This window comes from Bradyrhizobium sp., from assembly GCF_028868675.1.
GTDB lineage: Bacteria > Pseudomonadota > Alphaproteobacteria > Rhizobiales > Xanthobacteraceae > Bradyrhizobium.
This window is the reverse complement of sequence record NZ_JAGWUA010000064.1, coordinates 1-22,423: the sequence shown is the minus strand read 5'-3', so window position 1 is coordinate 22,423 and position 22,423 is coordinate 1. Positions and strand designations below refer to the sequence as shown.

The 22,423-nt window shown below is 65.0% G+C and carries 26 protein-coding genes and 2 pseudogenes; 12 read left to right on the top strand and 16 right to left on the bottom strand.

Features of this window, described 5'->3' with window-relative positions:
- Together KGM94_RS10945 and KGM94_RS10940 are read left to right on the top strand one after the other, a co-directional pair.
- Positions 1 to 316 (top strand): hypothetical protein (locus KGM94_RS10945; protein WP_300258240.1); only part of this gene is annotated, 316 nt, incomplete at its 5' end.
- Positions 317 to 357: 41 nt separating this feature from the next.
- On the top strand, positions 358 to 1,191 hold the full coding sequence (locus KGM94_RS10940; protein WP_006022660.1) for a DUF2971 domain-containing protein: 834 nt from the start codon (positions 358 to 360) through the stop codon (positions 1,189 to 1,191).
- A 50-nt stretch (positions 1,192 to 1,241) separates the two neighbouring features.
- Here KGM94_RS10940 and KGM94_RS10935 read toward each other — a convergent pair whose 3' ends face one another.
- Positions 1,242 to 1,844: a hypothetical protein gene (locus KGM94_RS10935; protein WP_006022661.1), complete on the bottom strand. Its 603-nt coding sequence runs from the start codon at positions 1,842 to 1,844 to the stop codon at positions 1,242 to 1,244.
- 690 nt (positions 1,845 to 2,534) lie between these two features.
- On the opposite strand from KGM94_RS10935, the gene KGM94_RS10930 reads away from it, so the two are divergent.
- Positions 2,535 to 2,783 (top strand): hypothetical protein, encoded by a 249-nt coding sequence (locus KGM94_RS10930; RefSeq protein ID WP_300258236.1) that lies wholly within the window; start codon positions 2,535 to 2,537, stop codon positions 2,781 to 2,783.
- Between the two features lie 9 nt (positions 2,784 to 2,792).
- Here the strand turns inward: KGM94_RS10930 and KGM94_RS10925 are convergent, their stop codons facing one another.
- Positions 2,793 to 3,752, bottom strand: coding sequence for an AraC family transcriptional regulator (locus tag KGM94_RS10925; protein WP_300258233.1), 960 nt, complete (start codon positions 3,750 to 3,752; stop codon positions 2,793 to 2,795).
- Between the two features lie 279 nt (positions 3,753 to 4,031).
- Here KGM94_RS10925 and KGM94_RS10920 point away from each other — a divergent pair, with 279 nt between their 5' ends.
- Both KGM94_RS10920 and KGM94_RS10915 read left to right on the top strand, forming a co-directional pair.
- Positions 4,032 to 4,274: a hypothetical protein gene (locus KGM94_RS10920; protein ID WP_300258231.1), complete on the top strand. Its 243-nt coding sequence runs from the start codon at positions 4,032 to 4,034 to the stop codon at positions 4,272 to 4,274.
- Between the two features lie 34 nt (positions 4,275 to 4,308).
- Positions 4,309 to 4,569 (top strand): hypothetical protein, encoded by a 261-nt coding sequence (locus KGM94_RS10915; RefSeq protein ID WP_300258242.1) that lies wholly within the window; start codon positions 4,309 to 4,311, stop codon positions 4,567 to 4,569.
- 96 nt (positions 4,570 to 4,665) lie between these two features.
- On the opposite strand, the gene KGM94_RS10910 is transcribed toward KGM94_RS10915, so the two are convergent.
- From KGM94_RS10910 to KGM94_RS10860, 11 genes and pseudogenes are all read right to left on the bottom strand, one after another.
- On the bottom strand, positions 4,666 to 5,328 hold the full coding sequence (locus KGM94_RS10910; RefSeq protein ID WP_300258229.1) for a hypothetical protein: 663 nt from the start codon (positions 5,326 to 5,328) through the stop codon (positions 4,666 to 4,668).
- A gap of 103 nt (positions 5,329 to 5,431) precedes the next feature.
- Positions 5,432 to 6,097 carry a hypothetical protein gene (locus tag KGM94_RS10905; protein ID WP_300258226.1) on the bottom strand — a complete coding sequence of 222 codons (666 nt, stop codon included), beginning with the start codon at positions 6,095 to 6,097 and terminating at the stop codon, positions 5,432 to 5,434.
- 124 nt (positions 6,098 to 6,221) lie between these two features.
- Positions 6,222 to 6,473 carry a hypothetical protein gene (locus tag KGM94_RS10900; RefSeq protein WP_300258224.1) on the bottom strand — a complete coding sequence of 84 codons (252 nt, stop codon included), beginning with the start codon at positions 6,471 to 6,473 and terminating at the stop codon, positions 6,222 to 6,224.
- 122 nt (positions 6,474 to 6,595) lie between these two features.
- Positions 6,596 to 6,946, bottom strand: a pseudogene (locus KGM94_RS10895) (nitronate monooxygenase); the annotation flags it as partial.
- Positions 6,947 to 7,001: 55 nt separating this feature from the next.
- Entirely contained in the window at positions 7,002 to 7,775 is a 774-nt protein-coding gene (locus KGM94_RS10890) for a thioesterase family protein (RefSeq protein ID WP_300258221.1), read from the bottom strand.
- A gap of 12 nt (positions 7,776 to 7,787) precedes the next feature.
- On the bottom strand, positions 7,788 to 8,756 hold the full coding sequence (locus KGM94_RS10885) for a nitronate monooxygenase family protein (RefSeq protein ID WP_300258218.1): 969 nt from the start codon (positions 8,754 to 8,756) through the stop codon (positions 7,788 to 7,790).
- 161 nt (positions 8,757 to 8,917) lie between these two features.
- Positions 8,918 to 10,318 (bottom strand): aspartate ammonia-lyase, encoded by a 1,401-nt coding sequence (locus tag KGM94_RS10880; RefSeq protein WP_300258215.1) that lies wholly within the window; start codon positions 10,316 to 10,318, stop codon positions 8,918 to 8,920.
- A gap of 49 nt (positions 10,319 to 10,367) precedes the next feature.
- Positions 10,368 to 10,961 carry a hypothetical protein gene (locus tag KGM94_RS10875; protein WP_300258212.1) on the bottom strand — a complete coding sequence of 198 codons (594 nt, stop codon included), beginning with the start codon at positions 10,959 to 10,961 and terminating at the stop codon, positions 10,368 to 10,370.
- A gap of 50 nt (positions 10,962 to 11,011) precedes the next feature.
- Positions 11,012 to 11,614, bottom strand: a complete 603-nt coding sequence (locus KGM94_RS10870; protein WP_300258209.1) for a YqaA family protein — start codon at positions 11,612 to 11,614, stop codon at positions 11,012 to 11,014.
- Positions 11,615 to 11,668: 54 nt separating this feature from the next.
- Positions 11,669 to 12,073 (bottom strand): phosphoribosyl-ATP diphosphatase, encoded by a 405-nt coding sequence (hisE, locus tag KGM94_RS10865; RefSeq protein WP_300258206.1) that lies wholly within the window; start codon positions 12,071 to 12,073, stop codon positions 11,669 to 11,671.
- Between the two features lie 121 nt (positions 12,074 to 12,194).
- Positions 12,195 to 12,554: a hypothetical protein gene (locus KGM94_RS10860; RefSeq protein WP_300258204.1), complete on the bottom strand. Its 360-nt coding sequence runs from the start codon at positions 12,552 to 12,554 to the stop codon at positions 12,195 to 12,197.
- Between the two features lie 216 nt (positions 12,555 to 12,770).
- On the opposite strand from KGM94_RS10860, the gene KGM94_RS10855 reads away from it, so the two are divergent.
- From KGM94_RS10855 to KGM94_RS10825, 7 genes are all read left to right on the top strand, one after another.
- The gene (locus KGM94_RS10855) at positions 12,771 to 13,826 is read left to right on the top strand and encodes an ABC transporter substrate-binding protein (protein ID WP_300258201.1); all 1,056 of its coding nucleotides are present in this window, start codon (positions 12,771 to 12,773) and stop codon (positions 13,824 to 13,826) included.
- A 67-nt stretch (positions 13,827 to 13,893) separates the two neighbouring features.
- A complete protein-coding gene (locus KGM94_RS10850; protein WP_300258198.1) occupies positions 13,894 to 14,184 on the top strand; it encodes a type II toxin-antitoxin system RelE/ParE family toxin in 291 nt (96 codons plus the stop codon).
- Between the two features lie 25 nt (positions 14,185 to 14,209).
- Positions 14,210 to 14,521 (top strand): HigA family addiction module antitoxin, encoded by a 312-nt coding sequence (locus tag KGM94_RS10845; RefSeq protein WP_300258194.1) that lies wholly within the window; start codon positions 14,210 to 14,212, stop codon positions 14,519 to 14,521.
- Between the two features lie 82 nt (positions 14,522 to 14,603).
- Positions 14,604 to 16,400 (top strand): glucan ABC transporter ATP-binding protein/ permease, encoded by a 1,797-nt coding sequence (locus KGM94_RS10840; protein ID WP_300258191.1) that lies wholly within the window; start codon positions 14,604 to 14,606, stop codon positions 16,398 to 16,400.
- Positions 16,401 to 16,581: 181 nt separating this feature from the next.
- Positions 16,582 to 18,027 (top strand): serine hydrolase, encoded by a 1,446-nt coding sequence (locus KGM94_RS10835; protein WP_300258188.1) that lies wholly within the window; start codon positions 16,582 to 16,584, stop codon positions 18,025 to 18,027.
- A gap of 192 nt (positions 18,028 to 18,219) precedes the next feature.
- Positions 18,220 to 19,905, top strand: coding sequence for a long-chain fatty acid--CoA ligase (locus KGM94_RS10830; RefSeq protein ID WP_300258185.1), 1,686 nt, complete (start codon positions 18,220 to 18,222; stop codon positions 19,903 to 19,905).
- A 228-nt stretch (positions 19,906 to 20,133) separates the two neighbouring features.
- Complete coding sequence (locus tag KGM94_RS10825; protein ID WP_300258182.1) at positions 20,134 to 20,619, top strand: peroxiredoxin; 486 nt, start codon at positions 20,134 to 20,136, stop codon at positions 20,617 to 20,619.
- A gap of 140 nt (positions 20,620 to 20,759) precedes the next feature.
- Here KGM94_RS10825 and rnhA read toward each other — a convergent pair whose 3' ends face one another.
- From rnhA to ispH, 3 genes and pseudogenes are all read right to left on the bottom strand, one after another.
- The gene (gene rnhA, locus KGM94_RS10820) at positions 20,760 to 21,224 is read right to left on the bottom strand and encodes a ribonuclease HI (protein ID WP_300258179.1); all 465 of its coding nucleotides are present in this window, start codon (positions 21,222 to 21,224) and stop codon (positions 20,760 to 20,762) included.
- Positions 21,221 to 22,201, bottom strand: a complete 981-nt coding sequence (locus KGM94_RS10815) for a homoserine kinase (protein ID WP_300258176.1) — start codon at positions 22,199 to 22,201, stop codon at positions 21,221 to 21,223. The genes rnhA and KGM94_RS10815 overlap by 4 nt, the downstream gene beginning before the upstream one ends.
- Before the next feature lie 9 nt (positions 22,202 to 22,210).
- Positions 22,211 to 22,423, bottom strand: a pseudogene (gene ispH / locus KGM94_RS10810) (4-hydroxy-3-methylbut-2-enyl diphosphate reductase); the annotation flags it as partial.

The following is a 22,423-nucleotide window of genomic DNA, read 5'->3' as shown; positions in this document are numbered from 1 at the left end:
GTCTTCTGGCGAGCCCGCACCGACAGCGTCGCGCCATGGATATGCGCATCTCACTCAGCGCGGTTTTGATCTTATCGGGGGATCATCGAAGCGCTTGCAGGGACTCATGGTTGAGAGTGATAACAACAAGCGGCGCCGGCTCGTCGAGTTCAAGGATGGTTGCCGCTCTGGCAAATTTGGAAGAACTAAAGCTTATGAGCTGATCGCCCACGAGAGGATCAGGGCCTACAAGATGGGGGGCAAGACCATGATTGATCTCAACAGCATAGATGAATATCATGCTTCGCTGCCGAGGGTCGAAACGAGAGCAAGCTAGGCCGCCGATCTGCGCAGCCGCTAAGTCCTCACACTGCTGCCATGACCGAAAACACCGATAATGCTCCGTTCGACCCCGCGCTGGGGGCCATCGAACCGCACGCCGGAACGCTGACCGCACCGCCGGACGGGCAACAGCTTTACAAAATCATGACGATTGAGAACCTGCTCCGGTCGGTGAGCGGCGGATACCTCTATTTCAACCGGGTCGATAGCTACAAGGACTTCCGGAATGCCGACGGGCATGACGGTGAGCAGTTGCAACAAGATCGCGCCGCCAATGAGGCCGCCAAGTTCGAAAGGGCACCCGATTTCTCTGGGGCGGACTATTATGACCGCTGCCGAAACCGGACCTATGCGTGCTGCTTCTCGCTGGAGAACTCCGACTACATCTGGCACGAGTACGGGAACGGCAGCGCACATGGTAAAGTCGGCATCGCTTTCGATTTCGCGAAGCTGCGTGCCGTCATCAATGAGATCATGAGCGTCAGGAATGGACTGCTGTACCGGGGAAACGCCTGCAAGCAGATATTCTCCGTAAACTACGGAATCGTCGATTATTTGTCGTGGGAAGAGGTGCGGGAAAATATCGATCGGATGCCCAATCCGATCCGCTACACCTACGTCAAGGACAAGAGCTATGCTGATGAGCGCGAGTTGCGTATTTCGCTTTCGGCGATTGGCATGGGACATTTTGTCTTGGCCGATGGCACGAAAATGGAATTTGCCCCCGGACTCGAACTCGGCTTTGATTATCGAAAGGCCATGACAGATGGCACGATCACGGAGGTTTTTCCCGGCCCCGGCTGCGACCTCGATTTCCTCCGCGATGAACTCGGCAAGCTCGGCATCAAAGCGGTAGACGGCGCGGCCTAAAGGCTAGGCAGATAATCCAGCGGCACTTCGCCGCCGCTGTGCGTCCCAATCTATAGGTCTTGTTCGGGCGCCGGCTTCTTTAAACCGCGCGGCTCCAGTAATTCGGCGGGGGTTTCTTGCAGGCCACAGAATGCGCTTATCCGGTGATTACCGTCGAGGATGCTCAAGCCATCGGGAAGCCTTATCGCAACTAGCGGCTTTTCGAAGACGCCATTCTTCATCAGGTAATCGGCCCCCCTCTTGAATCGCCTCCCGGTCTCCTCATCAATGGTGCCGCTTGCTTTCTCCATCAATATCTGCGCCACAATGACCTTCGTACCCTGGCAGAGATTTGCAAAGCCACAGTCAGTCGTTTCGCGCTTCCAGCTAACCTCTCGCCACCATGAAAGGGGCCTGTATCCAAGGATGGCTGCCCATGCGTGATTGCCGAGCGGCTCCGGCGGCGGCCAACCCGTATCGCCAGCGCTGCGGTTTGCGAGGTAGAACAGCCACAGTTCAATGACTGCATCGGGCCAATGCGGAAGATAGCGCTTTATATCGGCTAGAGATACCTCCGGCGGTCGCCACTTCTTCTTCAGAATCTCGGCGAGTTCTATAGCTTCGAGCAGCGTTAAGCTCCACAATTCCTCGACGAGCTTCGGCACATCAGCCATGGCATGATCCTGCGGTCATGATTTCATTACCACTATCACGCAAACGCCAAACGGAGGCGCACGGCGGCTTTCTGCTTTCCGGTTGCCGACGTGCCCTCATCGTTAAGCAGGGTCGAGGCGATCGAGCGGAAGCCGCGGGCGTAGTGGTCGCTGCCGGCGCTTTCAGTGTTGGTCTGGCCAGGCGCAACCGACTCGCCCCGAAGTCGTTCAACACGAGGTACGTATCTCGCTCGGCATCGTGGGGCAAAGTGTAAAGACTACGCATGACAAGGCGCTCCCTTGACCTCGCGATATCAAGTTTGGGCGATCCTATCGGGATTCGAGTCGGAGCCGGGTTCGATTCCGGTCGTGGCGCTTGTGGAGACCAGAACGGCATGGGGCGCGCCTGCTGCCGGGGAGCCTGCTGGCTTATTTTTTGCCAGCGAGTACCGCGCGTCTCAGCTTGCTGGTATTTCTGCTGGTATCGGCAGCAATCCGTGACTAAAATCGCCATAAATTCGGATAGTTAAGGAAATAGGTGACTGCCGGCCAGGGGCACCAATCGCCTGTCTTCATCGCGCCGCGAGACAATGTCGTCGGACAGGGATCGCGCACGAGATCGAACGAGGTGGCGAAGAAGGGCCGTCCTTGCGTCGGAAGACCGACGGGTTAGGCTGGGCCGGCCCAAGCAACAGACCTTCGATCGAACCGATGGCCAAGCGACGAGCGACCGATGCGAACCGGACCGGGGTGTCCGACCTTCCCCGCTTCCTCGTCTGGGTGCGCGGGCTCGAGGGGCCGGAGCCGCAGAAATGGGCAGCGCTCGATTTCGGCATCGGGGACTGGCGGCGGCCGCAGGTGCTGGCCTGGCTCGAACTGCCCGAGGAGGAGCGCCAGCTCTCCCTATCGATGCTGGCGCGGCGCTATCCGCCGCCACGGCCGGAGGACAACGGCGGGTAAACGCCGACCTCACGGCCCCCTTGCCGCGGTCGGAGTCAGGCCGAACCGCCGGCGGAAGCAGCGGTTGAAATAGGAGAGATCGTTGAAGCCGCAGGCGAACGCGATGTCGCTGATGCGGCGTTCGCTGCCTGCGAGCAGCTCGGCGGCGCGGCGCAGGCGCAGCTCGTTCAGCCGCGTGGTGAAGCTCGCGCCGGCCTCGAACAGCAGCTCGTTGACGTAGCGTTCCGAGAGGCCGGCAGCGGCGGCGAGCCTTTGCGCCGAGAAGTCCGGCTCGTGGAAGCGCGCCTGCAGGATCGACAGCACGGCCTTGAGGCGCACCGCGCGCACGCCCCGCCGCCGCGCGGCTGCGGCGACGTCGCTGCGCGCGCCGAGGCCGATCGCGGCGAGATCGAGCAGATGGGCCGATATCGCCATGCCGGCCTCGTTGACCACAGCGGGATGGCGCAGCAAGAGATCGCTGTAGTCCATCGCGAGCGACAGCGCGCCGCCCGGCTCGAGCTCGCGTCCGACGAGTTTGTCGATATCGGGCACCATCGCGCTCAACGTCGCCACCGGCAAATGGACGTTGGTGAAGCGCTTGTGGCTCGCCCCGTCGGCGGCGAAGAACGGCTCGTCGAGCTTCAGCAGCACCAGCGAACCCGGCCGCAGCGTGAATTCGCGCCCGCGATGAATGACGCGCGAGGTGCGCTCGCCGGTGTTGCGTACGAGGCAGAAGCGGTCGTCGCCGGTCTCGATCACCTGGCGCTTCTCGCGCCGCACCGTGACGAAGCTGCCGTCGCAGCGACCGAGCAGGGTGGTGCCAATATGGATCGAGTTCATCGCGGCGCGAAACGGCGCGTCGGAGGCCGGGTCGAGCTCGCCGGTGTTGGAAAAGTGCTCGAACAATTCCGCGAAACGGATGAAGCGCTGCCGTTCGGTCAGTCCCGGCGGCAGCATGTCGGTCGAGAGCGCTTTCTTGATGACGGGCATCGAGGGAAGGCCGGTCGAGGAGAGCGTGGACGGCGGGGCGAACCTGTCAGGCGCGGACTGAACACCCGGTGAACGCGAGGCCGCAGGCTATCAACACCGCGAATTGATGGAAACAGCGCCGGTCAGTCCAAAGGCGGAAATCCCCGACGCCGGACAGTCCAAGACGGCCGCGCCTCCGAGACATTATTCAGACGCCTGGTACGCCGCGGGTTGCTGCGGCGCATCCCGGCAACCGGGCGGCCGGGTTCCGAAAAGACGCCCGCGAGAGGAGACCACGACATGCCTGTTTCTCTGAGGCGCAGCCTGCCGCTCGGTGCGGCGATCGCCGCGAGCCTTTGCGTCGGATACGCGCTCGGCGCCCAGCCGCACATGGAGGCATCCATCGGGCTGCTGCAGTCGGCGCGGACCGAACTGGCCCGGGCCACGCCCAACAAGGGCGGCCATCGCGAACGGGCCCTCGGCCTGATCGATCAGGCGATCGCCGAGGTGCGCGCCGGCATCGCCTTCACCGCGACCCATTGACCCCTCCGGCTTCGACACCATGGAGGCACACATGATGCGACACATCCTCGCCGCGGCCTTCCTGCTCGGCACCATCGCAGGACACGCCCAGGCAATGCCACCAGCGATGCCGCTCGCGTCGATCGGCGCAGCGAGCAACGGCGACGTCATCGAAGTCGCCGGCGGCTGCGGCGCCGGCTGGCACCGCGGTCCCTATGGCGGCTGCCTGCGCAATTACGCCAATCCCGCTGCGCATGCCTGCCCGCGCGGCTATCATGTCGGTCCCAACGGCGGCTGCAAGGGCAACGGCAAGTAGCCGCACCCTGCCTGCGCGACAACAAGACCAAGCGGTCGGACGCCTGTCGCAGGGTCGTCGAATCGTACGGCGGCTGAGCGAAATCGGCTCGAGCGCTCAGTCGTCGTCGGAGCCGAACAGCCTGATCTGCGGGAAGCCTGGGCGCGGCGCCGGCGTCCATTCGCGCTGCTCGGAATCTTCCCGCACGTTGCGGGCGACGTCGTTCCAGTCGGTGCGATCGCGCGCCTCGCGCGGCTCGCGCATCTCCTGGCGGCGCCGCTCCGCCCAGCGCCTGTGCCGTTCGGCGCGGCGCTGCTCGGCTGCGGCACGCTTCACGTCGGCGTCGCTCGCCTTCGCATAGGCGTTCTCGGGTGCGGTCGCTGATCCGGCCACGCCCTGAGGCTGCGCAAGCTTTGCAGCCGCGCTCGGCCGCGCGTCCGCCGATTTCGTCGCGGCCGGCTTCTCCTCTGCCGCGGCCGTCGGTTGCGGAGCCGGCGCGGCCGCGGTCTGCGCCGCGACGTTGTCCGTCTCGGCGGGCGCGGGCGCACCGAGGGCGGCGACCATGGCCTGCGTCCCCGCAACATAGGGCACGCGCTCCGACGGCTGCATCGCTGCTGCCATGGCCGGCTGTCCGGAGCGCTCCCATCTACCGAGGTCGGGGCCCTGCTTGGGGGAGGTGGGATTCATGATGTTGCCGGCGACGAGCCCGCCGCCAAGGCCGATGGCGATGGCCGCAACGATCGTTCCGGCGCCCACGAAGTAAGCTGTCACAGCGCGCATCGATCCACTCCTCGTTTGGAGCAGCAACGCGCGGTACAAATCGATGTTCCGGAAAACGCCTCTCCCGTGCACAACCGCGCGAGGAACCGAGGAACCCGCGATCTCAGATCTGCTGGGCGACCTTCTCGAGCCCGATGATCCGGGCGAGCTTGCGCACTTCCTCTTTCTGGTCGTCGCGCAGTTGGAACAGGAGCGGCATCGCGGCCGACTTCAGCTGCTGAACCTCCTGGCTGTCCGGATCGATCGGCACGCCCTGCACGTGCGGATTGCTGAGCCGGTTCGCCTGGATCTTGCGCGCGACGTTGCGCAGCGCGGTCTCGACCGAGGGCCAGTAATATTCCTGCGACGACGACAGCCTCAACCGGTCCTTGATGCCGGATATCTGTACGTCGGAGAGCAGGGCGTAGGATTTTTGCGGCTGCGGCTTCGCGGCAACCTTGGGCTTCGCCGGCGCCGGGGCCTCGGACGCGGTCGGCTTCGGCATCGGGAAGTCGGACGGCGTCGCGGCGGCAAAGGCCTGACGCAGCGGCTCGGTCAGCGCGGGCACCTGCACCGGCTCGATGGCGGCAGAGGCGAGTGCGAGGGTCGGGATGTCGAGCCGGTCGGACTTGGTGGCGCGGTTGGTGACCAGCGCCTTCGGCGAGGCTGGCGAGGCCGCGGCCATTGCGGCGCTGGCGGCCGGCACGCTGTCGCGGCCCAGAATGGCTGTGGTGGCGGCGCCGAGAACGAGGAAGCAGGTCAGCACGACAATAGTGATGGCTCTCGACAAACGTCTCTCCGCGTCAGCTCTTTACCGCCCGATGCATTCAAATTGGCCGACAATTGAGGCTTATCCGTGCCCGCGGCGGCAAGGATTGGGAACGAGGGGCGAGCCCCCCGAAACCGCAAGGAAATCAGGCCGCTGCCGCCAGGTCGTAGGCGTCCTGGATGTCGGCAACGATCTCAGAGGCCTCCCATACCGCCCGCGGCTCGACCGACTGCAGGGTCACGGTCCAATTGCTGCCGCGACGGGTGCGCGGTACGCTGATGATGTCAAAGCGGACGCGGCGGCAGAGCGGATGGCGGGCGAGCGCGTGCGCGACCCGAATCCTGATCTCGTCCAGCGTCGCCAGAGCCTTGGTGCTGTTCAGATAATCGTAGTCCATCGCCTACCCCTCTTGGTCCTGATCGGCGGCCTTGAGAGGATTCTGCGAGCGCGATGGTTAATGCGCCGTTAAGTGCGGCCACCCGCAAGATTGCGGACCGATCGCTTCGCGCTGCGAGTTGCTCAGTGTCCGCCGACCGCGCGGTATTCAGACGCCGTGCGCGCGACGAGGTCGTCGACCGACAGCACCGCCGATACGCCCGAGGTCGCGTGCCCGCCGCTCCAGATGTCGCGCCAGCGTCTTGGCCGGTTCTCGCGCGCGGCGACGTCGATGTCCTTGCCGATGTCGATCGCGCCGCGCGCCGGCAGATCGTCGGGATCGAGACCGGCGGCGACGATCGATGGCTTCAGCATGTTGGTCCGCAGGCCGGTGAAGGCCGTGGTCAGCAATATGTCGTCGGCGCTGCTCTCGACCAGCATCTGCTTGTAGCGGTCGTCGGCCATGCTCTCGCGCGTGGCGATGAATGTCGTGCCCCGAACGGAGTACACCGCTACGCGCTGCACTGCGTCCGGGGCACGAGATCATCCCCTACCGCTTCTCGATTACCAGGCTCTGCACGGCGCGGCCGAAATAACCCTGGCGGTCGGCGAGGCGCGACATCGCGAGCCCCATGCCGTCGGGACCGATCCAGGAATCGCCGTCGAGCAGGATCCAGTCGCCGACCGGCTGACGCGAAAAGCTCACGGTGAGGTCGGCGTTGATGTAGGTCCACTGCCGGAAATCGAGCGTCGAAGCGGTGCCATTGGAAAAATCCGCGGCGACCACGGCGCGCATCGCCTGCGAGATTGCGGCCCCTTCGATCAGCGGCTCGTCGACGCGGAACCAGATCGCGCCGGCGCCCGCCTGGCCGAAACGGCCGCGCGCCGCGCGCATCGACACGAAGCGCACGAACGGACTCGTTGCGGCGTGACCGTCCTCGACGAGCGACGCTTCCGGAGACGGCAGTTCGACCGGCAGGTCCCCGATCTCCTCCGGCAGCGTGAGCGCCTGCGACCTGATCTTCAGCACGGTCGCATTGACGACGGCGACGCCATCGGCGAGCAGCTTGACGCTGCAGAGCTGGATCTTGCGGCCTTCGCGCAGCACCTCGGTCGCGATGGTCAGTGGCGCCACCGGCACGGGGCGCATCAGGTCGATGGTGACCCGCGCGATTGACATCGGCGCCGGCGTCGGCAGCCGCTCGGCGGCCCACACCACGAGCGAGGCCGGCGCCGAGCCGTGCTGCATCCGCGGATCCCACGGGCCCGCGGCGTCCGGACTGGTGACGACATCGTTGCCGTCGACACGATAGATGGCGTCCATCAGTGATGATCCCTACAGCGGCCGATCGATCGCTTCGTCATATTCCTTCTTGAAGCGCGCGATCAGCTCGGCGGCGGGCACGATCTTCTCGATGCTGCCGATGCCCTGGCCCGAACCCCAGATCTCCTTCCAGGCCTTCGGCTTGGCGCGCTCGCCCGACGCATCGGTGCCGAAATTCATCTTGGTGGGATCGGACGTCTCCAGATTATCGGGATCCATGCCGGCGGCGACGATCGACGGCCTCAAATAGTTGCCATGCACGCCGGTGAACAGGTTCGAATAGACGATGTCCTCGGCCGAGGAAGACGCGATCATCTCCTTGTAGCGCTCCACCGCGTTGGCTTCCCTGGTCGCGATGAAGGCCGAGCCGATATAGGCGAAGTCGGCGCCCAGGATGCGCGCGGCGCGGATCGCCTTGCCGTTGCCGATCGCGCCGGACAGGGCAATCGGGCCGTCGAACCACCGGCGCGTCTCGGCCACGAATGGGAACGGCGAGATCGTGCCGGCATGGCCGCCGGCACCGGCCGCGACCAGGATCAGGCCGTCGGCGCCCTTCTCGACCGCCTTGTGGGCGAATTTCTGGTTGATGACGTCGTGGAAGATGATGCCGCCCCAATTGTGCACGGCCTTGTTGAGCTCTTCGCGCGCGCCGAGCGAGGAGATGATCACCGGCACCTTGTGCTTCTCGCAGAGCGCCATGTCCTGATCGAGCCGGTTGTTCGACTTGTGCACGATCTGGTTGACCGCGAACGGCGCCGACGGCCGCTCGGGATGGGCGCGGTCGTAGGCGGCGAGTTCCTCCCTGATCCGGTGCAGCCATTCGTCGAGCAGCGCTGCGGGGCGCGCGTTCAGCGCCGGAAACGAGCCGACCACACCTGCCTTGCACTGCGCGATCACGAGATCGGGCACGGAGATGATGAAGAGCGGCGAACCGATCACGGGGATCGACAGGCGCCCCTTGAACAAGGCGGGCATGGACATAGAAAGTCGTCTCCTTCATTGGCAGCGGCTTGGAGGCCGAGCGTCATACCAACAAGGCAATCTTTCCACTGTCAAGTATTGCGTTTTCACGCCGCGCGGTCCCCCGATCAACCGGTTCCGGCACACCGGGGACCGGCAATTCCAATACGCGGAATTGTCCGCTATTGTAGCAGGTCGGGATTGATCAGCCGCTCGAAGGAGAACATCTCGTCCCATTTCTCCTGGGTGAGCAGCTTGCGCTCGACCACGACGATCTGGTGCAGCGACTTGCCCGTCCTGTAGCCCTCGCGCGCGATTTCGGCACATTGCCGGTAGCCGAACAGCGGCTTCAGCACCGTCACGATGCCGAGTGAATTCAGCACCGTGTTGCGGGCATGCTCCTCGTTGGCGGTGATGCCATTGATGCAGTTCTCGCGCAGACTGTTGACCGCGCGCTCCATGGTGCGGATCGAGAAGAACAGCGCGAACGAGATCACCGGCTCCATGACGTTGAGCTGGAGCTGGCCGGCCGAGGCCGCCAGCGTCACGGTGGTGTCGAGCCCGATCACCAGGAAGCTCGTCTGGTTGACCACTTCGGGGATCACCGGATTGACCTTGCCGGGCATGATGGAGGAGCCCGGCTGCAATTGCGGCAGGTTGATCTCGTTCAGTCCGGCGCGCGGGCCGGAGGCGAGCAGGCGGATGTCGTTGCAGATCTTGGTGAGCTTGCTCGCGGTGCGCTTCAGCACGCCGGACAACTGCACATAGGCGCCCGTGTCGGAGGTCGCTTCGACGAGATCGCTCGCCAGGATGAACTCGACGCCGGTCAGCGCGCTCAGGTGCCGCACCGCGAGCCTGGGATAGCCCGGCGCCGCGGTGACGGAGGTGCCGATCGCGGTGGCGCCGAGATTGATCTCGCGCAGCAGCGAGCGCGCCTCGGAGATGCGGTCGACCTCCTCGCCCATGGTGGTGCCCCAGCCGCGGAATTCTGCGCCGAGCGACATCGGCACGGCGTCCTGCAGATGGGTGCGGCCCATCTTGAGCACCTTGTCGAACTCCAGCCCCTTGGCGAAGAAGGCATCCTGCAATTGCCGGAGCGCCGTCATGTAGCTCTCCAGCCGCAGGATCAGCGCGAGGCGAAAGGCGGTCGGATAGGTGTCGTTGGTCGACTGCCCGTAATTGACGTGATCGTTGGGGCTGACGTGCTGGTACTCGCCCTTGGCGAAGCCGAGCTCCTCCAGCGCGAGATTGGCGATCACCTCGTTGGCGTTCATGTTGGTCGAGGTGCCGGCGCCGCCCTGGATGAAGTCGGTGACGAACTGGTTCATCATGTCGCCGGCAATGACGCGGTCGCAGCCGGAGATGATCGCGTCGGCGATGGCGGCATCGAGCACGCCGAGGTCGCGGTTGGCCATCGCGGCCGCCTTCTTGACGTAGCCGAGCGCCTTCACGAAGTAAGGCTCCTGGCTCATCGGGATGCCGGTGATGTGGAAGTTCTCTTTGCCGCGGATGGTCTGGACGCCGTAGTAGATGTCGTCGGCGATCTCGCGCTGCCCGAGGAAGTCCTGTTCGGTTCGGCTCATATGCGCTCCTTTCGGGATGCTTCCGCTGCCGCGCGCCGCCGGCGATCCGTTACTGGCAAAGCGCCGTCGTGACGAAGGTATCGGTGCGGCAGTCGCCCGGCTTGCGCTGCCGTCCGGGGATCAGGACCTTCACCGAGCACTTCTCCGCGGAATCGAGGTTGAGGCTCTTGCCTTCCTTGTAGCCCTTGCCCTGACAGAGCGTGTCGGCGGCCTGCTTGCAGTCGGGCGCGCCGTTGGGCGAAACCGGGCAGGCGACGCGGCCCGATACCATGCTCGCCGGTTTCGCGAGCCGCGACAGCGCATCGCCGGCGTCCTTTGCCGCGTCCCTGGCCTTGGCATTGAGTTCGTCGATGGTCTCGCCCGGGCTCTTCAGCGGCGGCAGGATCGAGGGCAGCCTGTCGAACAGCTTGCCCATTTCGTTGATCAGGCCGGGATTCTCCTCGCGCGCCGCAGGCACCGCCTGCGCGGGGCTCGCGTTGGGCGGCGGAGCCTGAGGCCCCTGCTGCTGCACGCCGAGCTGCGGTGGAGCGGTGGGCGCGGCCGACTGCGGCCATCCGGTCCCGGCGCTGCCGAACAGGACGGCCAGCACCGTGCAGACGAGCATCCCTGGCCGCGCCGCGGGGTTGCCGGATCGAACCATCATGGCCCCAACCGTAGCCGAAGCCGGCGCGGCGGCAAAGCGCAGCGCCCGCCTCAGATCAGCTTGATCGCGATCACGAAGCCCAGCACCAGCACGACCGCGCCGATCGTCACCCACAATCCGAGATGCCGCTCGATCCTGACCCGGATCCAGTCGCCGTAGCGGTTGAGCAGCACCGCGGCGACGAAGAAGCGCCCGCCGCGCGCGACGATCGAGCACAGGATGAACAGCCCGAGGCTGTAACCGGCAAAGCCCGAGGTGATGGTGACGAGCTTGTAGGGGATCGGCGTCAACCCCTTGAGCAGGATGATGACAGCCCCCCATTCCGCATAAGACGAACGGAAAGCGTCGACCTTGTCGCCGAGGCCGTAGACCTGGATCAGCCAGTGCCCGACCGAGTCATAGAGCAGCGCACCGATGGCGTAGCCCAGCATGCCGCCGAGCACCGAGGTCGCGGTACAGACCGAGGCATAGAGCCAGGCGCGCTGCGGGCGCGCCAGCGACATCGGGATCAGCATCACGTCCGGGGGGACCGGAAAGAATGAGCTTTCGGCGAAAGCCACCGCTCCCATGATCCAGAGCGCGTAGGGCTTGTGGGCGGCGTCGATGCACCAGTCGTAGATCCGTTTCAGCATGGCGCCGCGATGAAGCACCATGGGACGGATTTGTCCATGGTGAGATTGGACCGGATTGACGTGCTTCTTTCGGTGCTAATGACGCTTGCGAGCGGCGCGGCCGTCCAGCGCGACAATAGGCCGCCGGGTGGCGACGCGCGGCGGAGCAGCCTTGGGCAGCTTCACCGCGGATTTCGGCAGCTTCTCGGCGATACCGAGCATGTTTTCGCGCCGGGACATCTCGCGCCAGACGTCCTCGGGACGCACGCCGGCGGACGCCCAGAGCACCGTGAGATTGTAGAGCAGGTCGGCGCTTTCCCGGATCACGGCCTCGCTGTCGCCGTGGACCGCGTCGATCACGACCTCGATCGCTTCCTCGGCCAGCTTCTTCGCCATCTTGGCGGGGCCGCGCTGAAACAGCCGCGCGGTGCGCGACGTCTGCGGATCAAGGTCCCTGGCCGCGAGCACAGCCAGATATAGCCGCTCGAGCGAATCACTCATGATTACTCAAAACTACTCGAAACGAATGGCGAGCGTGTTAACGCCCGACGAAAAAAGCAAAAAACGAGCCGGCGCGGCAAGCGCGCCGGCGATTTTTCGTCAACGGGCCTCGCGCCGGCGGCTAGTAGCAGTTGGTCATGTAGCCCTGCCCGCAGAGTTCGGACGGGCTGGAGCCGCCATAGCGCTGATATTGATAGTTGGGTCCGGGCCCGTAGTAGGGACCGGGAGGACCATAATAGCCCGGCCCGCCGTAATAAACCGGCCCACCGTAGTCGTAGGCATAGGCGTCGCGGCTTGCGGCAATCGCAAGGCCCGTGCCGACGATGCCGGCGAAGGCGGCCGCAGCCGCCGCTCCGCCGCCGCCATGCCAGTGACGGCCGCCAGCGAACGCGGCCGAGGGCACGACCGCGGTCAGCGCCATCACGGCGGCCGTGGCCAGAACGGCCTTGCGGCCGACAAATCGAGAAGCTCGGTCGAACATGTCTTGGGACCTCCGATGATGCCTGCGGACAGGCTTAATCCTAAAACCCCCGCATCCCATGTTGGGTTCCCGAAACCCAACACAAGCTGAACGGGGTTGCGTAATCGTGCCGCAACCGCCGCTCATCGACCGTTCATGTTCGGCAGGTCAAAATGACTGCCTGCCGGCGCTCCGTGGCGTCACCAAACCATAACAAAAGCAAGTCCGGCGCGACCGATGCTCGCATGTCGTCCCACCGCTCTCCGCCGGTTGTCGGCCCTCTGGATCTGCCTTGCCGTCCTGGCAGGCGCCACCGCGCGCGATCTCAAGGCGGAGAACGCCGCCCAACCCGTCGCGATCCAGTTCTCCTTCGACCGTCCGGTTGACGCGAGCATGGCGCCGTTCTTCGTGGCCGCGAAGGCCGGGCTGTTCGCGGCCGAACATCTTGCGGTCTCCTTCGATGTCGCGGCCGGCTCGCCCGAGGCCATCGCGCGCGTCGCACGCGGCGACAGCCAGCTCGCGCTCGTCGACATCAACGAGCTCATCCGCCTTCGCGACAGGATCGACGCGGCACCGGTGAAGGCGGTATTCGTGCTGTTCAACCAGGCGCCCTACGCGATCGTCGCCCGCAAGAGCCGCGGCATCCAGGCGCTGTCCGATCTCCACGGCAAGACCGTCGGGGTCGCCGACGGCGACCTTTCGATCCGCCTGTGGCCGGCGCTCGCACATCGCAACGGGATCGATCCCGCCCACGTCATGTTCCACAAGATGAGCGCGGCGGTGCGCGAGCCGATCCTGTCCGCCGGCCAGGTCGATGCGGTCGCTGGTTTCTCCTATCTGTCGGCGGTGAACCTGCGCGACCGCGGCGTGCCCGCCGCCGACCTCGCCGTGCTGCGCTATGCCGACCATGGCTGCGAGGCCTACGGCTTTGCCGTGGCGGTGAGCCCCGCCTTCGCCGCATCGAAGCCGGAGGCCGTGAGCGGCTTCGTCCGCGCGCTGATCGCCGGCCTCAATGCCACGATCAGGGAGCCGGAACGCGCCGTGGACGAAGTGCTGAGCCGGATGCCGAACGGCGCGCGCGATCTCGAACTGGAACGCCTGCACGCCGTGCTCGCCGATAACGTCCTGACCGCCGAAGTCCGGCACAACGGCCTCGGCGGCGTCGACCCAGCGCGGCTGGAGCGTTCGATCGATCAGGTCGGGGAGGACTACAAATTCCGCAAACGCCCCGTGGCGGACGACATTTTCGACGGGCGGTTCCTGCCGCCGGTCGAGGGACGCTTGATCAATTGAGTAACGCCTTGACGAATGTAAGCAAATAGCTTACACTACGTTTTATTCCGGTTTTTGGACCGCACTTTTGATCAAGTCTTTCAAGAGCAAGGCGCTTGGCGATCTCTGGGCCAAAGGCAAGACGTCGAAGATCGATTCCAAGATGCACGCCCGGATCCTGCGCCGGCTCGATCAACTCGACAGTGCATCTCAACCTGAGGACATGAATCTCCTCGGCTTCGACTTTCACCGCCTGCACGGGAAGCCGGTCAGATACTCGGTTCACGTCAACGGCCCATGGTGCATCACGTTCGAGTTTGAGAGCGGAGATGCTCATAGGGTCGGCTTCGAGCAATACCACCGAATGCGGAGCCGATGACTGGCTCGGTATCGCGGAGCTACGAATGGTCGAATATTCTGCCAAGAGAAACCCTCGCCGCTGCCCCGTTCATCCCGGTGCGGTCCTTCGCGAGGACATGCTGCCCGCGTCGGGCAAGACCAAGGTGGAGATCGCACGCCTGCTGGGGATTTCACGGCAGCATCTTCACGACATCATGGAAGAAAAGAAGCCGCTTTCGCCGGAAGTGGCGGTGCGCGTCGGCAAGCTGTTCGGTGGTGGCGCCGGCATCTGGGTTCGAATGCAAGCCGCCTATGATACCTGGCACGCCGAACGGACCGTGGACGTCAGTCAAATCCCTACTTTGAAGGTGGCCTGACTTGCCCACATCAGTGTAGTCTGGCAGTTGCATGTCGAGTCCGGTTCGAGTGAACGGTTCGCGAGTCTAGGCGCATTTCATCATGTCCATCGTCCGCCTCTACACCCGCGTTCTGGAACTGCTCGGCAAGGAGGCGCGGCTCGGCTGGCTGCTGGCGGTCGCCAATCTGCTGCTGGCTGCGGCGCAATTCGCCGAGCCCGTGCTGTTCGGCCGCATCGTCGACGTGCTCTCGGGCAAGACGGTCGCCGGCGCGACCTCGGCCTGGCCGTTCCTGTTTGCCTGGGTGGCGTTCGGACTGTTCACCATCGGTTGCAGCGCGGTGGTGGCGCTGCATGCCGACCGGCTCGCCCACCGCCAGCGCCAGGCGGTGCTGACGGGCTATTTCGAGCACATCCTGCAACTGCCGCTGACCTTCCACACCGGCACCCATTCGGGCCGGCTGATGAAGGTGATGCTCAACGGCACCGACGCGCTGTGGCGGCTGTGGCTCGGATTCTTCCGCGAGCATTTTGCCGCCATTCTCTCGGTCGCGGTGCTGCTGCCGCTGTCGCTCTATCTGAACTGGCGGATGGCGATCCTGCTGTTCGTGCTCTGCATCGTGTTCACGGCGCTGACGACTTTCGTCGTGCGCCGGACCTACGGCATGCAGATGGAGGTCGAGGAGCACTACAGCGACCTCTCCGCGCGCGCCTCCGACGCGCTCGGCAACGTCGCGCTGGTGCAGAGCTTCGTCCGCGTCGAGGCCGAGGTGCAGGGGCTGCGCTTCGTCGCCGACCAACTGCTCGCCGCGCAGATGCCGGTCCTGTCCTGGTGGGCGCTCGTCACCGTCATCACCCGCGCCTCCACCACCATCACGGTGCTCTCGATCTTCACGCTCGGCATCGCGCTGCACGACCAGGGGCGGACGACCGTCGGCGAGATCGTGATGTTCGTGAGCTTCGCGACGCTCCTGATCCAGAAGCTCGAGCAGGTCGTGAGCTTCATCAACAACGTCTTCATGGAGGCGCCGCGCTTACGCGAATTCTTCAACGTGCTGGACGCCGTGCCCGCGGTGCACGACCGGCCCGACGCAATCGATGCCGGCCGGCTCTCCGGCCTCGTCGAATTCAACGACGTCACCTTCTCCTATGACGGCAAGCGGCCGGCGGTGGAGGATCTCTCCTTCACCGCGCTGCCTGGCCAGACCATCGCGCTGGTCGGCCCGACCGGCGCCGGCAAATCGACCGCGATCGCGCTGTTGCACCGCGCCTTCGATCCGCAGTCCGGCTTCATCAAGATCGACGGCATGGACGTGCGCGGCGTGACGCTGACGTCGCTGCGGCGGAACATCGGCGTGGTGTTCCAGGAGGCGTTGCTGTTCAACCGCTCGATCGCGGAGAATCTGCGCGTCGGCAAGCCGGACGCAACCGATGCCGAGATGCGGCTCGCCGCCCAGCGCGCGCAGGCGCTCGAATTCATCGAGCGTAGCGGCGGCTTCGAGACCAATGCCGGCGAGCGCGGCCGCATGCTGTCCGGCGGCGAACGGCAGCGGCTGTCGATCGCGCGCGCCCTGTTGAAGGACCCGCCGATCCTGATTCTCGACGAGGCGACCAGCGCGCTCGACGCCGTCACCGAGGCCAAGGTCAATGCGGCGCTCGACGAAGTGATGAGGGGGCGCACCACCTTCGTGATCGCCCACCGCCTCTCCACCATCCGCAACGCCACCAGAATATTGGTATTCGACAACGGCCGCGTGATCGAAAGCGGAACTTTCGATGAACTCGTGGCAAAAGGCGGCCATTTTGCCGCCCTCGCCAAGGCCCAGTTCATGGTGCAGGAAAATGCGCGGGCAAGCGTGAGCGCGGCGGAGACCGCCGCCTCCGCCGCGAGGTCCCGATAGCGCTGCCGAAATTCAGCCTATTTCATCGCCGAATACCCTGCCGAAACCTCTGTTCTCGACCGGCCAGCCGGTATAGGTTTGCACCGCCGCGAGCGGCGGCGCCCCGATACGTTTTCAAACCCGAAACTCAGATCATGAGAACGCCCGCGAAGGGTCGCTCTCCAAGGACCGGAATCGGATAGTGCACTGCTTTCGCCCGCTGCTTCGCCAATCATTGCCGATACGAGTTCTCATCGCCGCCGCGCTCGCCTCGCTGGCGCCGCGCATCGCACATGCGGAGGCGCTGCTCCTGATCGAGGCCGACAGCGGCAAGGTGCTGCAGGCGGAGAACGCGACCTATCCCTGGTATCCGGCTTCCGTGACCAAGATCATGACCGCCTATGTGACGCTGAAGGCGGTCAAGGACGGCAAGCTCACGCTCGATACGCTATTGACGGTGTCGCCGACCGCGGCCTCGCAGTCGCCGTCGAAGATGGGGTTCCGCCCGGGAACGCAGGTCACCGTCGACAACGCGCTGAAGATGATGATGGTCAAGTCGGCGAACGACATGGCCGTGGTGCTGGCCGAAGGCGTCGGCGGTTCGATCGACGGCTTCTCCGCCATGATGAACCAGACCGCGCAGCGGCTCGGCATGACCCAGACGAGCTACGTCAATCCGAACGGGCTGCCCGCCGACGGCCAGATCACCTCGGCGCGCGATCTCGGTATCCTCGCGCGCTCCTTCATCCGCGACCTGCCGGAATACGAGTATTTCGTGCACATCCCGGCGATCCGCTTCGGCAAGCGCATCACGGGCAACTTCAACAAGCTGATCGGCCGCTATCCCGGCGCCGACGGCTTCAAGACCGGCTTCATCTGCGCCTCCGGCTATAATCTCGTGGCGTCCGCGACCCGCAACGGACGGCGTCTCATCGCGGTCGTGCTCGGCGCCAATTCCGGAACCGCGCGCGCGGTGAAGGCGGCGCAGCTCCTGGAGCGCGGCTTCTCGCAGGACACGCTGTCCTGGCTGCGCCCCTCGCTCGGCACGGTCGACAGTCTCGTGCCGGTCGACGCCTCGCCGCCGAACCTGCGCGACGAGATGTGCGGCGGCAAGCGCAAGCGTCCGGCGAGCGATGAAGACGACGCGCTGATCGCAACCGGTCCCGCCGGCTCGTCGGCGGCGACGGGCGGCGAAGCATCTGTGACGTTCTTCACCGCAGGGCTGCAGCCACCGCTGATGAAAGCGTCCGACCTGCTCGCGTCCGCGCCCGCGGCCGCAGAACCGGTGCCGGTCTATACCGGACCGACACGGACCGGCACGGCGCTGGTGGCAGCGGTTGCCGCCGACGCGGACAGGCAGGCGGCGTCGCACCCGCGCGGCAAGAAGTCGCGCGTCGCCGCGCGCAAGCCCGATGCCAAGGGCGACATCAGGCCGGACGCGAAGAATGATGCCAAGGGCGATGCTAAGGGCCAGACCAAGGGCGATGCCAAGACGGCCACCAGGTCCGCGTCCAGCAAGCACGCCAATGCCAAGCCGGATGCGAACGCGAAACCGGCTGAAAAGCCGGCGGCGAGCGCCGACCAGGCCAAGCCGGCCAAGCCCAAGGCGGCGACCAGGCCCTCGGCCAAGCCCAAGGGCAATGGCTAAGCATTAGCTGGAAGCGGCAGGACTGCGCACGCTCGCAAGCCGGCGCAGGCTGCGCGATGATTCCTGTAGCCACTCCATCGCCTTTGCCTTAAGCCTCAGCCGCTTGCCACCGGTTCCGGCAGGCTCGATACTGTCGACGATGAGGCAAGCCCGGCGGACACGACGGGCTAAGGTCTGAGGAGGGGAAACCCCATGGAGCGCATCTGGCTCAAGCAATATCCGCCCGGCGTGCCCGCTGACATCGACCCGACCCAATACGCCTCGCTGGTCGATCTCCTGGAAGAGAGCTTTGCGAAGTATGCCGAGCGCAAGGCCTTCATCTGCATGGACAAGTCGATCAGCTATCGCGACCTCGACCAGATGTCGCTGGCGCTCGGCGCCTATCTGCAGAGCCTCGGTCTGTCGCGCGGCGCGCGCGTCGCGATCATGCTGCCGAACGTGCTGCAATATCCGGTGGCGACCGCCGCCGTGCTGCGCGCAGGGTACGCGGTCGTCAACGTCAACCCGCTCTACACGCCGCGCGAGCTCGAGCATCAGTTGAAGGATTCCGGCGCCGAAGCCATCATCGTGCTGGAGAATTTCGCGCACACGGTGCAGCAGGTCTACGGCAAGACGGCGGTGAAGCACGTCATCATGGCCAGCATGGGCGACATGCTCGGCTTCAAGGGCATGATCGTCAACCTCGTGGTCCGCCGCGTGAAGAAGATGGTGCCGGCCTATTCGATCCCGCACGCCGTCGCCTTCAACGAGGCGGTGTCGGCCGGCCGCCACAAGCCCTTCAGCAAGCCGAGACTGTCGCCGGACGACGTCGCTTTCCTGCAGTATACCGGCGGCACCACCGGCGTCTCCAAGGGCGCGACCCTGCTCCACCGCAACATCGTCGCCAACGTGCTGCAGAACGACGCCTGGCTGCAGCCGGCGCTGACCCAGCCGCCGCATGTCGAGCAGCTCCTGATCGTCTGCGCGCTGCCGCTCTACCACATCTTCGCGCTGACGGCCTGCTACCTGCTCGCGGTGCGCGCCGGCGGCTGTAACCTGCTCATTCCCAACCCGCGCGACATCCCGGGCTTCATCAAGGAGCTCGCCAAGTATCAGGTCAACAGCTTCCCGGCGGTGAACACGCTCTACAACGGGCTGATGCATCATCCCGACTTCAAGAAGCTCGACTTCTCCAAGCTGAAGATCTCCAACGGCGGCGGCATGGCGGTGCAGCGCCCGGTGGCCGAGCAGTGGAAGTCGGTGACCGGCTGCAGCATCGCCGAAGGCTACGGTCTCTCCGAGACCTCGCCGACGCTGACCTGCAACACCGCGACCACCGCCGAGTTCACCGGCTCGATCGGCGTGCCCGTGCCCTCGACCTACATCTCGATCCGCGACGACGACGGCAAGGAAGTGTCGCTCGGCCAGCCCGGCGAGATCTGCGCCAAGGGCCCGCAAGTGATGTCGGGCTACTGGAACCGGCCGGAGGAGACCGCCAAGGTGATGACCGCGGACGGCTATTTCCGTACCGGCGACATCGGCGTGATGGACGAGAAGGGTTTCATCAAGATCGTCGATCGCAAGAAGGACATGATCCTGGTCTCCGGCTTCAACGTCTATCCCAACGAGGTCGAGGAAGTGATCGCGAGCCATCCGGGCGTGCTCGAATGCGCCGTGGTCGGCATCCCCGACGCGAAATCCGGCGAGGCCGTGAAGGCCTATGTGGTGCGCAGGGACCAGAACCTCACGGCCGAGGACATCGTGAAATTCTGTCACGGGCAGCTCACGAACTACAAGATCCCCAAGCACATCGAGTTCCGGACCGACCTGCCGAAGACCAATGTCGGCAAGATCCTGCGCCGCGCGCTGCGCGACGAGAAGAAGGCCGCAGCGGCGTAGCTTCGCCGTCAAGCATTGCCGTCAGTCCGGGGCGCGCGAAGTGCGAACCCCGATGCGCAATTGCGCATTGGGAAAACTCGGGATTCTCAGATGCGCAATTGCGCATCCGAGGTCTGGTCCCTCAGATCTCCCGGAATGACATCTTCGTGGTTACCCCGGTGAAGCCGTTTCCCAATACCGGCAAAATGCTCTAGAACTTGCCTCGCCCCTTTCCACGGAGAATTGACGATGACCATCAAAGTTGGCGACAAGCTGCCCGAGGCGAAATTCCGCGTGATGACGGCGGAAGGTCCCCAGGTGAAGACCACCGACGACATCTTCAAGGGCAAGAAGGTGGCGCTGTTCGCGGTGCCCGGCGCCTATACCGGGACCTGCCACAAGATGCATCTGCCGAGCATCTTCCTCAACGCCTATGCCATGAAGAACAAGGGCGTCGGCACCATCGCCATCGTCTCGGTCAACGACGCCTTCGTCATGAACGCCTGGAAGCGCGACACCGACCAGCGCGACGAGGCCGTCTTCCTCGCCGACGGCAACGCCGATTTCACCAAGGCGATCGGCATGGAGCTGGACGCCTCCGCCAACGGCCTCGGCATCCGCTCCAAGCGCTACTCGATGCTGGTCGAGGACGGCGTGGTCAAGAAGCTCAATCTCGAGCCGATGCCCGGCAAGGTCGAGGTCTCCGGCGGCGATACGCTGCTGGGGCAACTCTGAGACTCGCGTCATCGCGAGGAGCGACAGCGACGAAGCAATCCAGACTGCTTCCGCGGCAACATCTCTAGATTGCTTCGCGGAGCCTGTCATCGGGCCGCGCTTCGCGCGGACCCGTTGGCTCGCAATGACGGAGTGAGTTCCTACTCCCTCACCCGCTCCTGCATCCGCGCCATCGCAATGCCGTCGCGGGCGAGCTGGTCGGCGCGCTCGTTTTCGGGGTGGCCGGCGTGGCCCTTGACCCAGTGCCAGCGCACCTCGTGGCTCTTCAGCGCGGCGTCGAGACGCTGCCACAGCTCGACATTCTTGACCGGCTTCTTGTCGGCGGTGCGCCAGCCGTTGCGCTTCCAGCCGTGAATCCAGCCGGTGATGCCCTGCCGTACGTACTGGCTGTCGGTGTAGAGATCGACCGTGCATGGTTTTTTCAGCGCTTCCAGCGCCGAGATCGCCGCCATCAATTCCATGCGGTTGTTGGTGGTGTGCGCCTCGCCGCCTTTCAGCTCCTTTTCCTTGTCGCCGAACCGCAAGATCGCGCCCCAGCCGCCGGGCCCGGGATTGCCCGAGCAGGCACCGTCGGTGAAAACGATGACGTGAGGGCGTTCGCTCAAGCCACGCATCCCGGCTGGATCAGGCCGTAATCGCGCACGCTGGCGACGTTCTGGTGAAAGCGCAGCTTGCGGACATATTCCAGCGGGTCCTTCGGCTTCACCAGCGCGCCTGGCGGCACGTTGAGGAAATCGACCAGCCGCGTCAGCAGGAAACGCATCGCCGAGCCGCGCGCCAAGAGCGGCAGCGCCTCCTGCTCGGCCTCCGACAACGGCCGCGCGCGGCCATAGGCGTTGAGCAGCGCCCGCGCCTTGGTGACGTTGAAGGAATGATCGGGCTCGAAGCACCACGCGTTCAGGCAGATCGCGACGTCGTAGGCCAGCATGTCGTTGCAGGAAAACGGAAAGTCGATCAGCCCCGACAGTTTGTCGCCGAGGAAGAAAACATTGTCCGGAAACAGGTCGGCATGGATGACGCCTTGCGGCAGATCTTTCGGCCAGCACGTCTCGAGGTGATCGAGCTCGCGCGCGATGAAGTCGTGCAGGCCGGGGGCGACGCTATCGGCCCGCGGCGCGGCCAGATCGAACAGCGGCCGCCAACCTTCGACCGAGAGCGGGTTCTTGCGGACAAGAGGAAAATCGAGCCCCGCCACATGCATTCTGCCGAGCGCCTCGCCGACGCCGCCGCAATGCGTGACGTTCGGCCGCCGCGGCCACATGCCTTCGAGGAAGTTGATGATGGCGGCGGGCCGCCCGGCCAGTTCGCTGTAGACCTCGCCCTTGCGATTGCGGGCCGGCTGCGGACAACGCACGCCGCGCTCGGCCAGATGCGCCATCAGTGACAGGAAGTACGGCAGATCGTCCACCGCCACGCGCTTTTCATAGAGCGTGAGGATGTAGGAGCCCTTGCTGGTGTGCAGCAGGAAGTTGGAATTTTCGACGCCCTCGGCGATGCCCTTGTAGGAGAGCAACTCGCCGATGTCGTAGCCTTTGAGGAATTCCGCGAGGTCTTCGGCGGCGACGTCGGTGTAAACCGCCATGAAGAAACCTCAGGCGGCGTCGGGTCGCAGCGAACGCGGCAGCGGGAAGAACTCGTTCTCTTCGGCGGCCGAAACCGTCTCCACGTGCAGCTGATAGCGCTCGGCGAAGGCGCCCATGATTTCCTCGACGATCACTTCCGGCGCGGAGGCGCCCGCCGTAATGCCGAGGCTCTTGATGCCTTCGAAACGCGCCCAGTCGAGATCGCTTGCACGCTGCGCCAG

Bases quoted from the DNA above. Each gene is read 5' to 3' on its own strand.
- KGM94_RS10825 (WP_300258182.1), top strand. From the start codon at position 20,134: ATGACCATCAAAGTTGGCGACAAGCTGCCCGAGGCGAAATTCCGCGTG.
- KGM94_RS10840 (WP_300258191.1), top strand. From the start codon at position 14,604: ATGTCCATCGTCCGCCTCTACACCCGCGTTCTGGAACTGCTCGGCAAG.
- KGM94_RS10875 (WP_300258212.1), bottom strand. From the start codon at position 10,961: ATGATGGTTCGATCCGGCAACCCCGCGGCGCGGCCAGGGATGCTCGTC.
- KGM94_RS10845 (WP_300258194.1), top strand. From the start codon at position 14,210: ATGGTCGAATATTCTGCCAAGAGAAACCCTCGCCGCTGCCCCGTTCAT.
- KGM94_RS10920 (WP_300258231.1), top strand. From the start codon at position 4,032: ATGCCTGTTTCTCTGAGGCGCAGCCTGCCGCTCGGTGCGGCGATCGCC.
- KGM94_RS10815 (WP_300258176.1), bottom strand. From the start codon at position 22,201: ATGGCGGTTTACACCGACGTCGCCGCCGAAGACCTCGCGGAATTCCTC.
- KGM94_RS10925 (WP_300258233.1), bottom strand. From the start codon at position 3,752: ATGCCCGTCATCAAGAAAGCGCTCTCGACCGACATGCTGCCGCCGGGA.
- KGM94_RS10900 (WP_300258224.1), bottom strand. From the start codon at position 6,473: ATGGACTACGATTATCTGAACAGCACCAAGGCTCTGGCGACGCTGGAC.
- KGM94_RS10915 (WP_300258242.1), top strand. From the start codon at position 4,309: ATGCGACACATCCTCGCCGCGGCCTTCCTGCTCGGCACCATCGCAGGA.
- KGM94_RS10860 (WP_300258204.1), bottom strand. From the start codon at position 12,554: ATGTTCGACCGAGCTTCTCGATTTGTCGGCCGCAAGGCCGTTCTGGCC.
- KGM94_RS10935 (WP_006022661.1), bottom strand. From the start codon at position 1,844: ATGGCTGATGTGCCGAAGCTCGTCGAGGAATTGTGGAGCTTAACGCTG.
- KGM94_RS10830 (WP_300258185.1), top strand. From the start codon at position 18,220: ATGGAGCGCATCTGGCTCAAGCAATATCCGCCCGGCGTGCCCGCTGAC.
- KGM94_RS10880 (WP_300258215.1), bottom strand. From the start codon at position 10,318: ATGAGCCGAACCGAACAGGACTTCCTCGGGCAGCGCGAGATCGCCGAC.
- KGM94_RS10855 (WP_300258201.1), top strand. From the start codon at position 12,771: ATGCTCGCATGTCGTCCCACCGCTCTCCGCCGGTTGTCGGCCCTCTGG.
- KGM94_RS10885 (WP_300258218.1), bottom strand. From the start codon at position 8,756: ATGTCCATGCCCGCCTTGTTCAAGGGGCGCCTGTCGATCCCCGTGATC.
- KGM94_RS10870 (WP_300258209.1), bottom strand. From the start codon at position 11,614: ATGGTGCTTCATCGCGGCGCCATGCTGAAACGGATCTACGACTGGTGC.
- KGM94_RS10910 (WP_300258229.1), bottom strand. From the start codon at position 5,328: ATGCGCGCTGTGACAGCTTACTTCGTGGGCGCCGGAACGATCGTTGCG.
- KGM94_RS10890 (WP_300258221.1), bottom strand. From the start codon at position 7,775: ATGGACGCCATCTATCGTGTCGACGGCAACGATGTCGTCACCAGTCCG.
- KGM94_RS10940 (WP_006022660.1), top strand. From the start codon at position 358: ATGACCGAAAACACCGATAATGCTCCGTTCGACCCCGCGCTGGGGGCC.
- KGM94_RS10930 (WP_300258236.1), top strand. From the start codon at position 2,535: ATGGCCAAGCGACGAGCGACCGATGCGAACCGGACCGGGGTGTCCGAC.
- hisE (WP_300258206.1), bottom strand. From the start codon at position 12,073: ATGAGTGATTCGCTCGAGCGGCTATATCTGGCTGTGCTCGCGGCCAGG.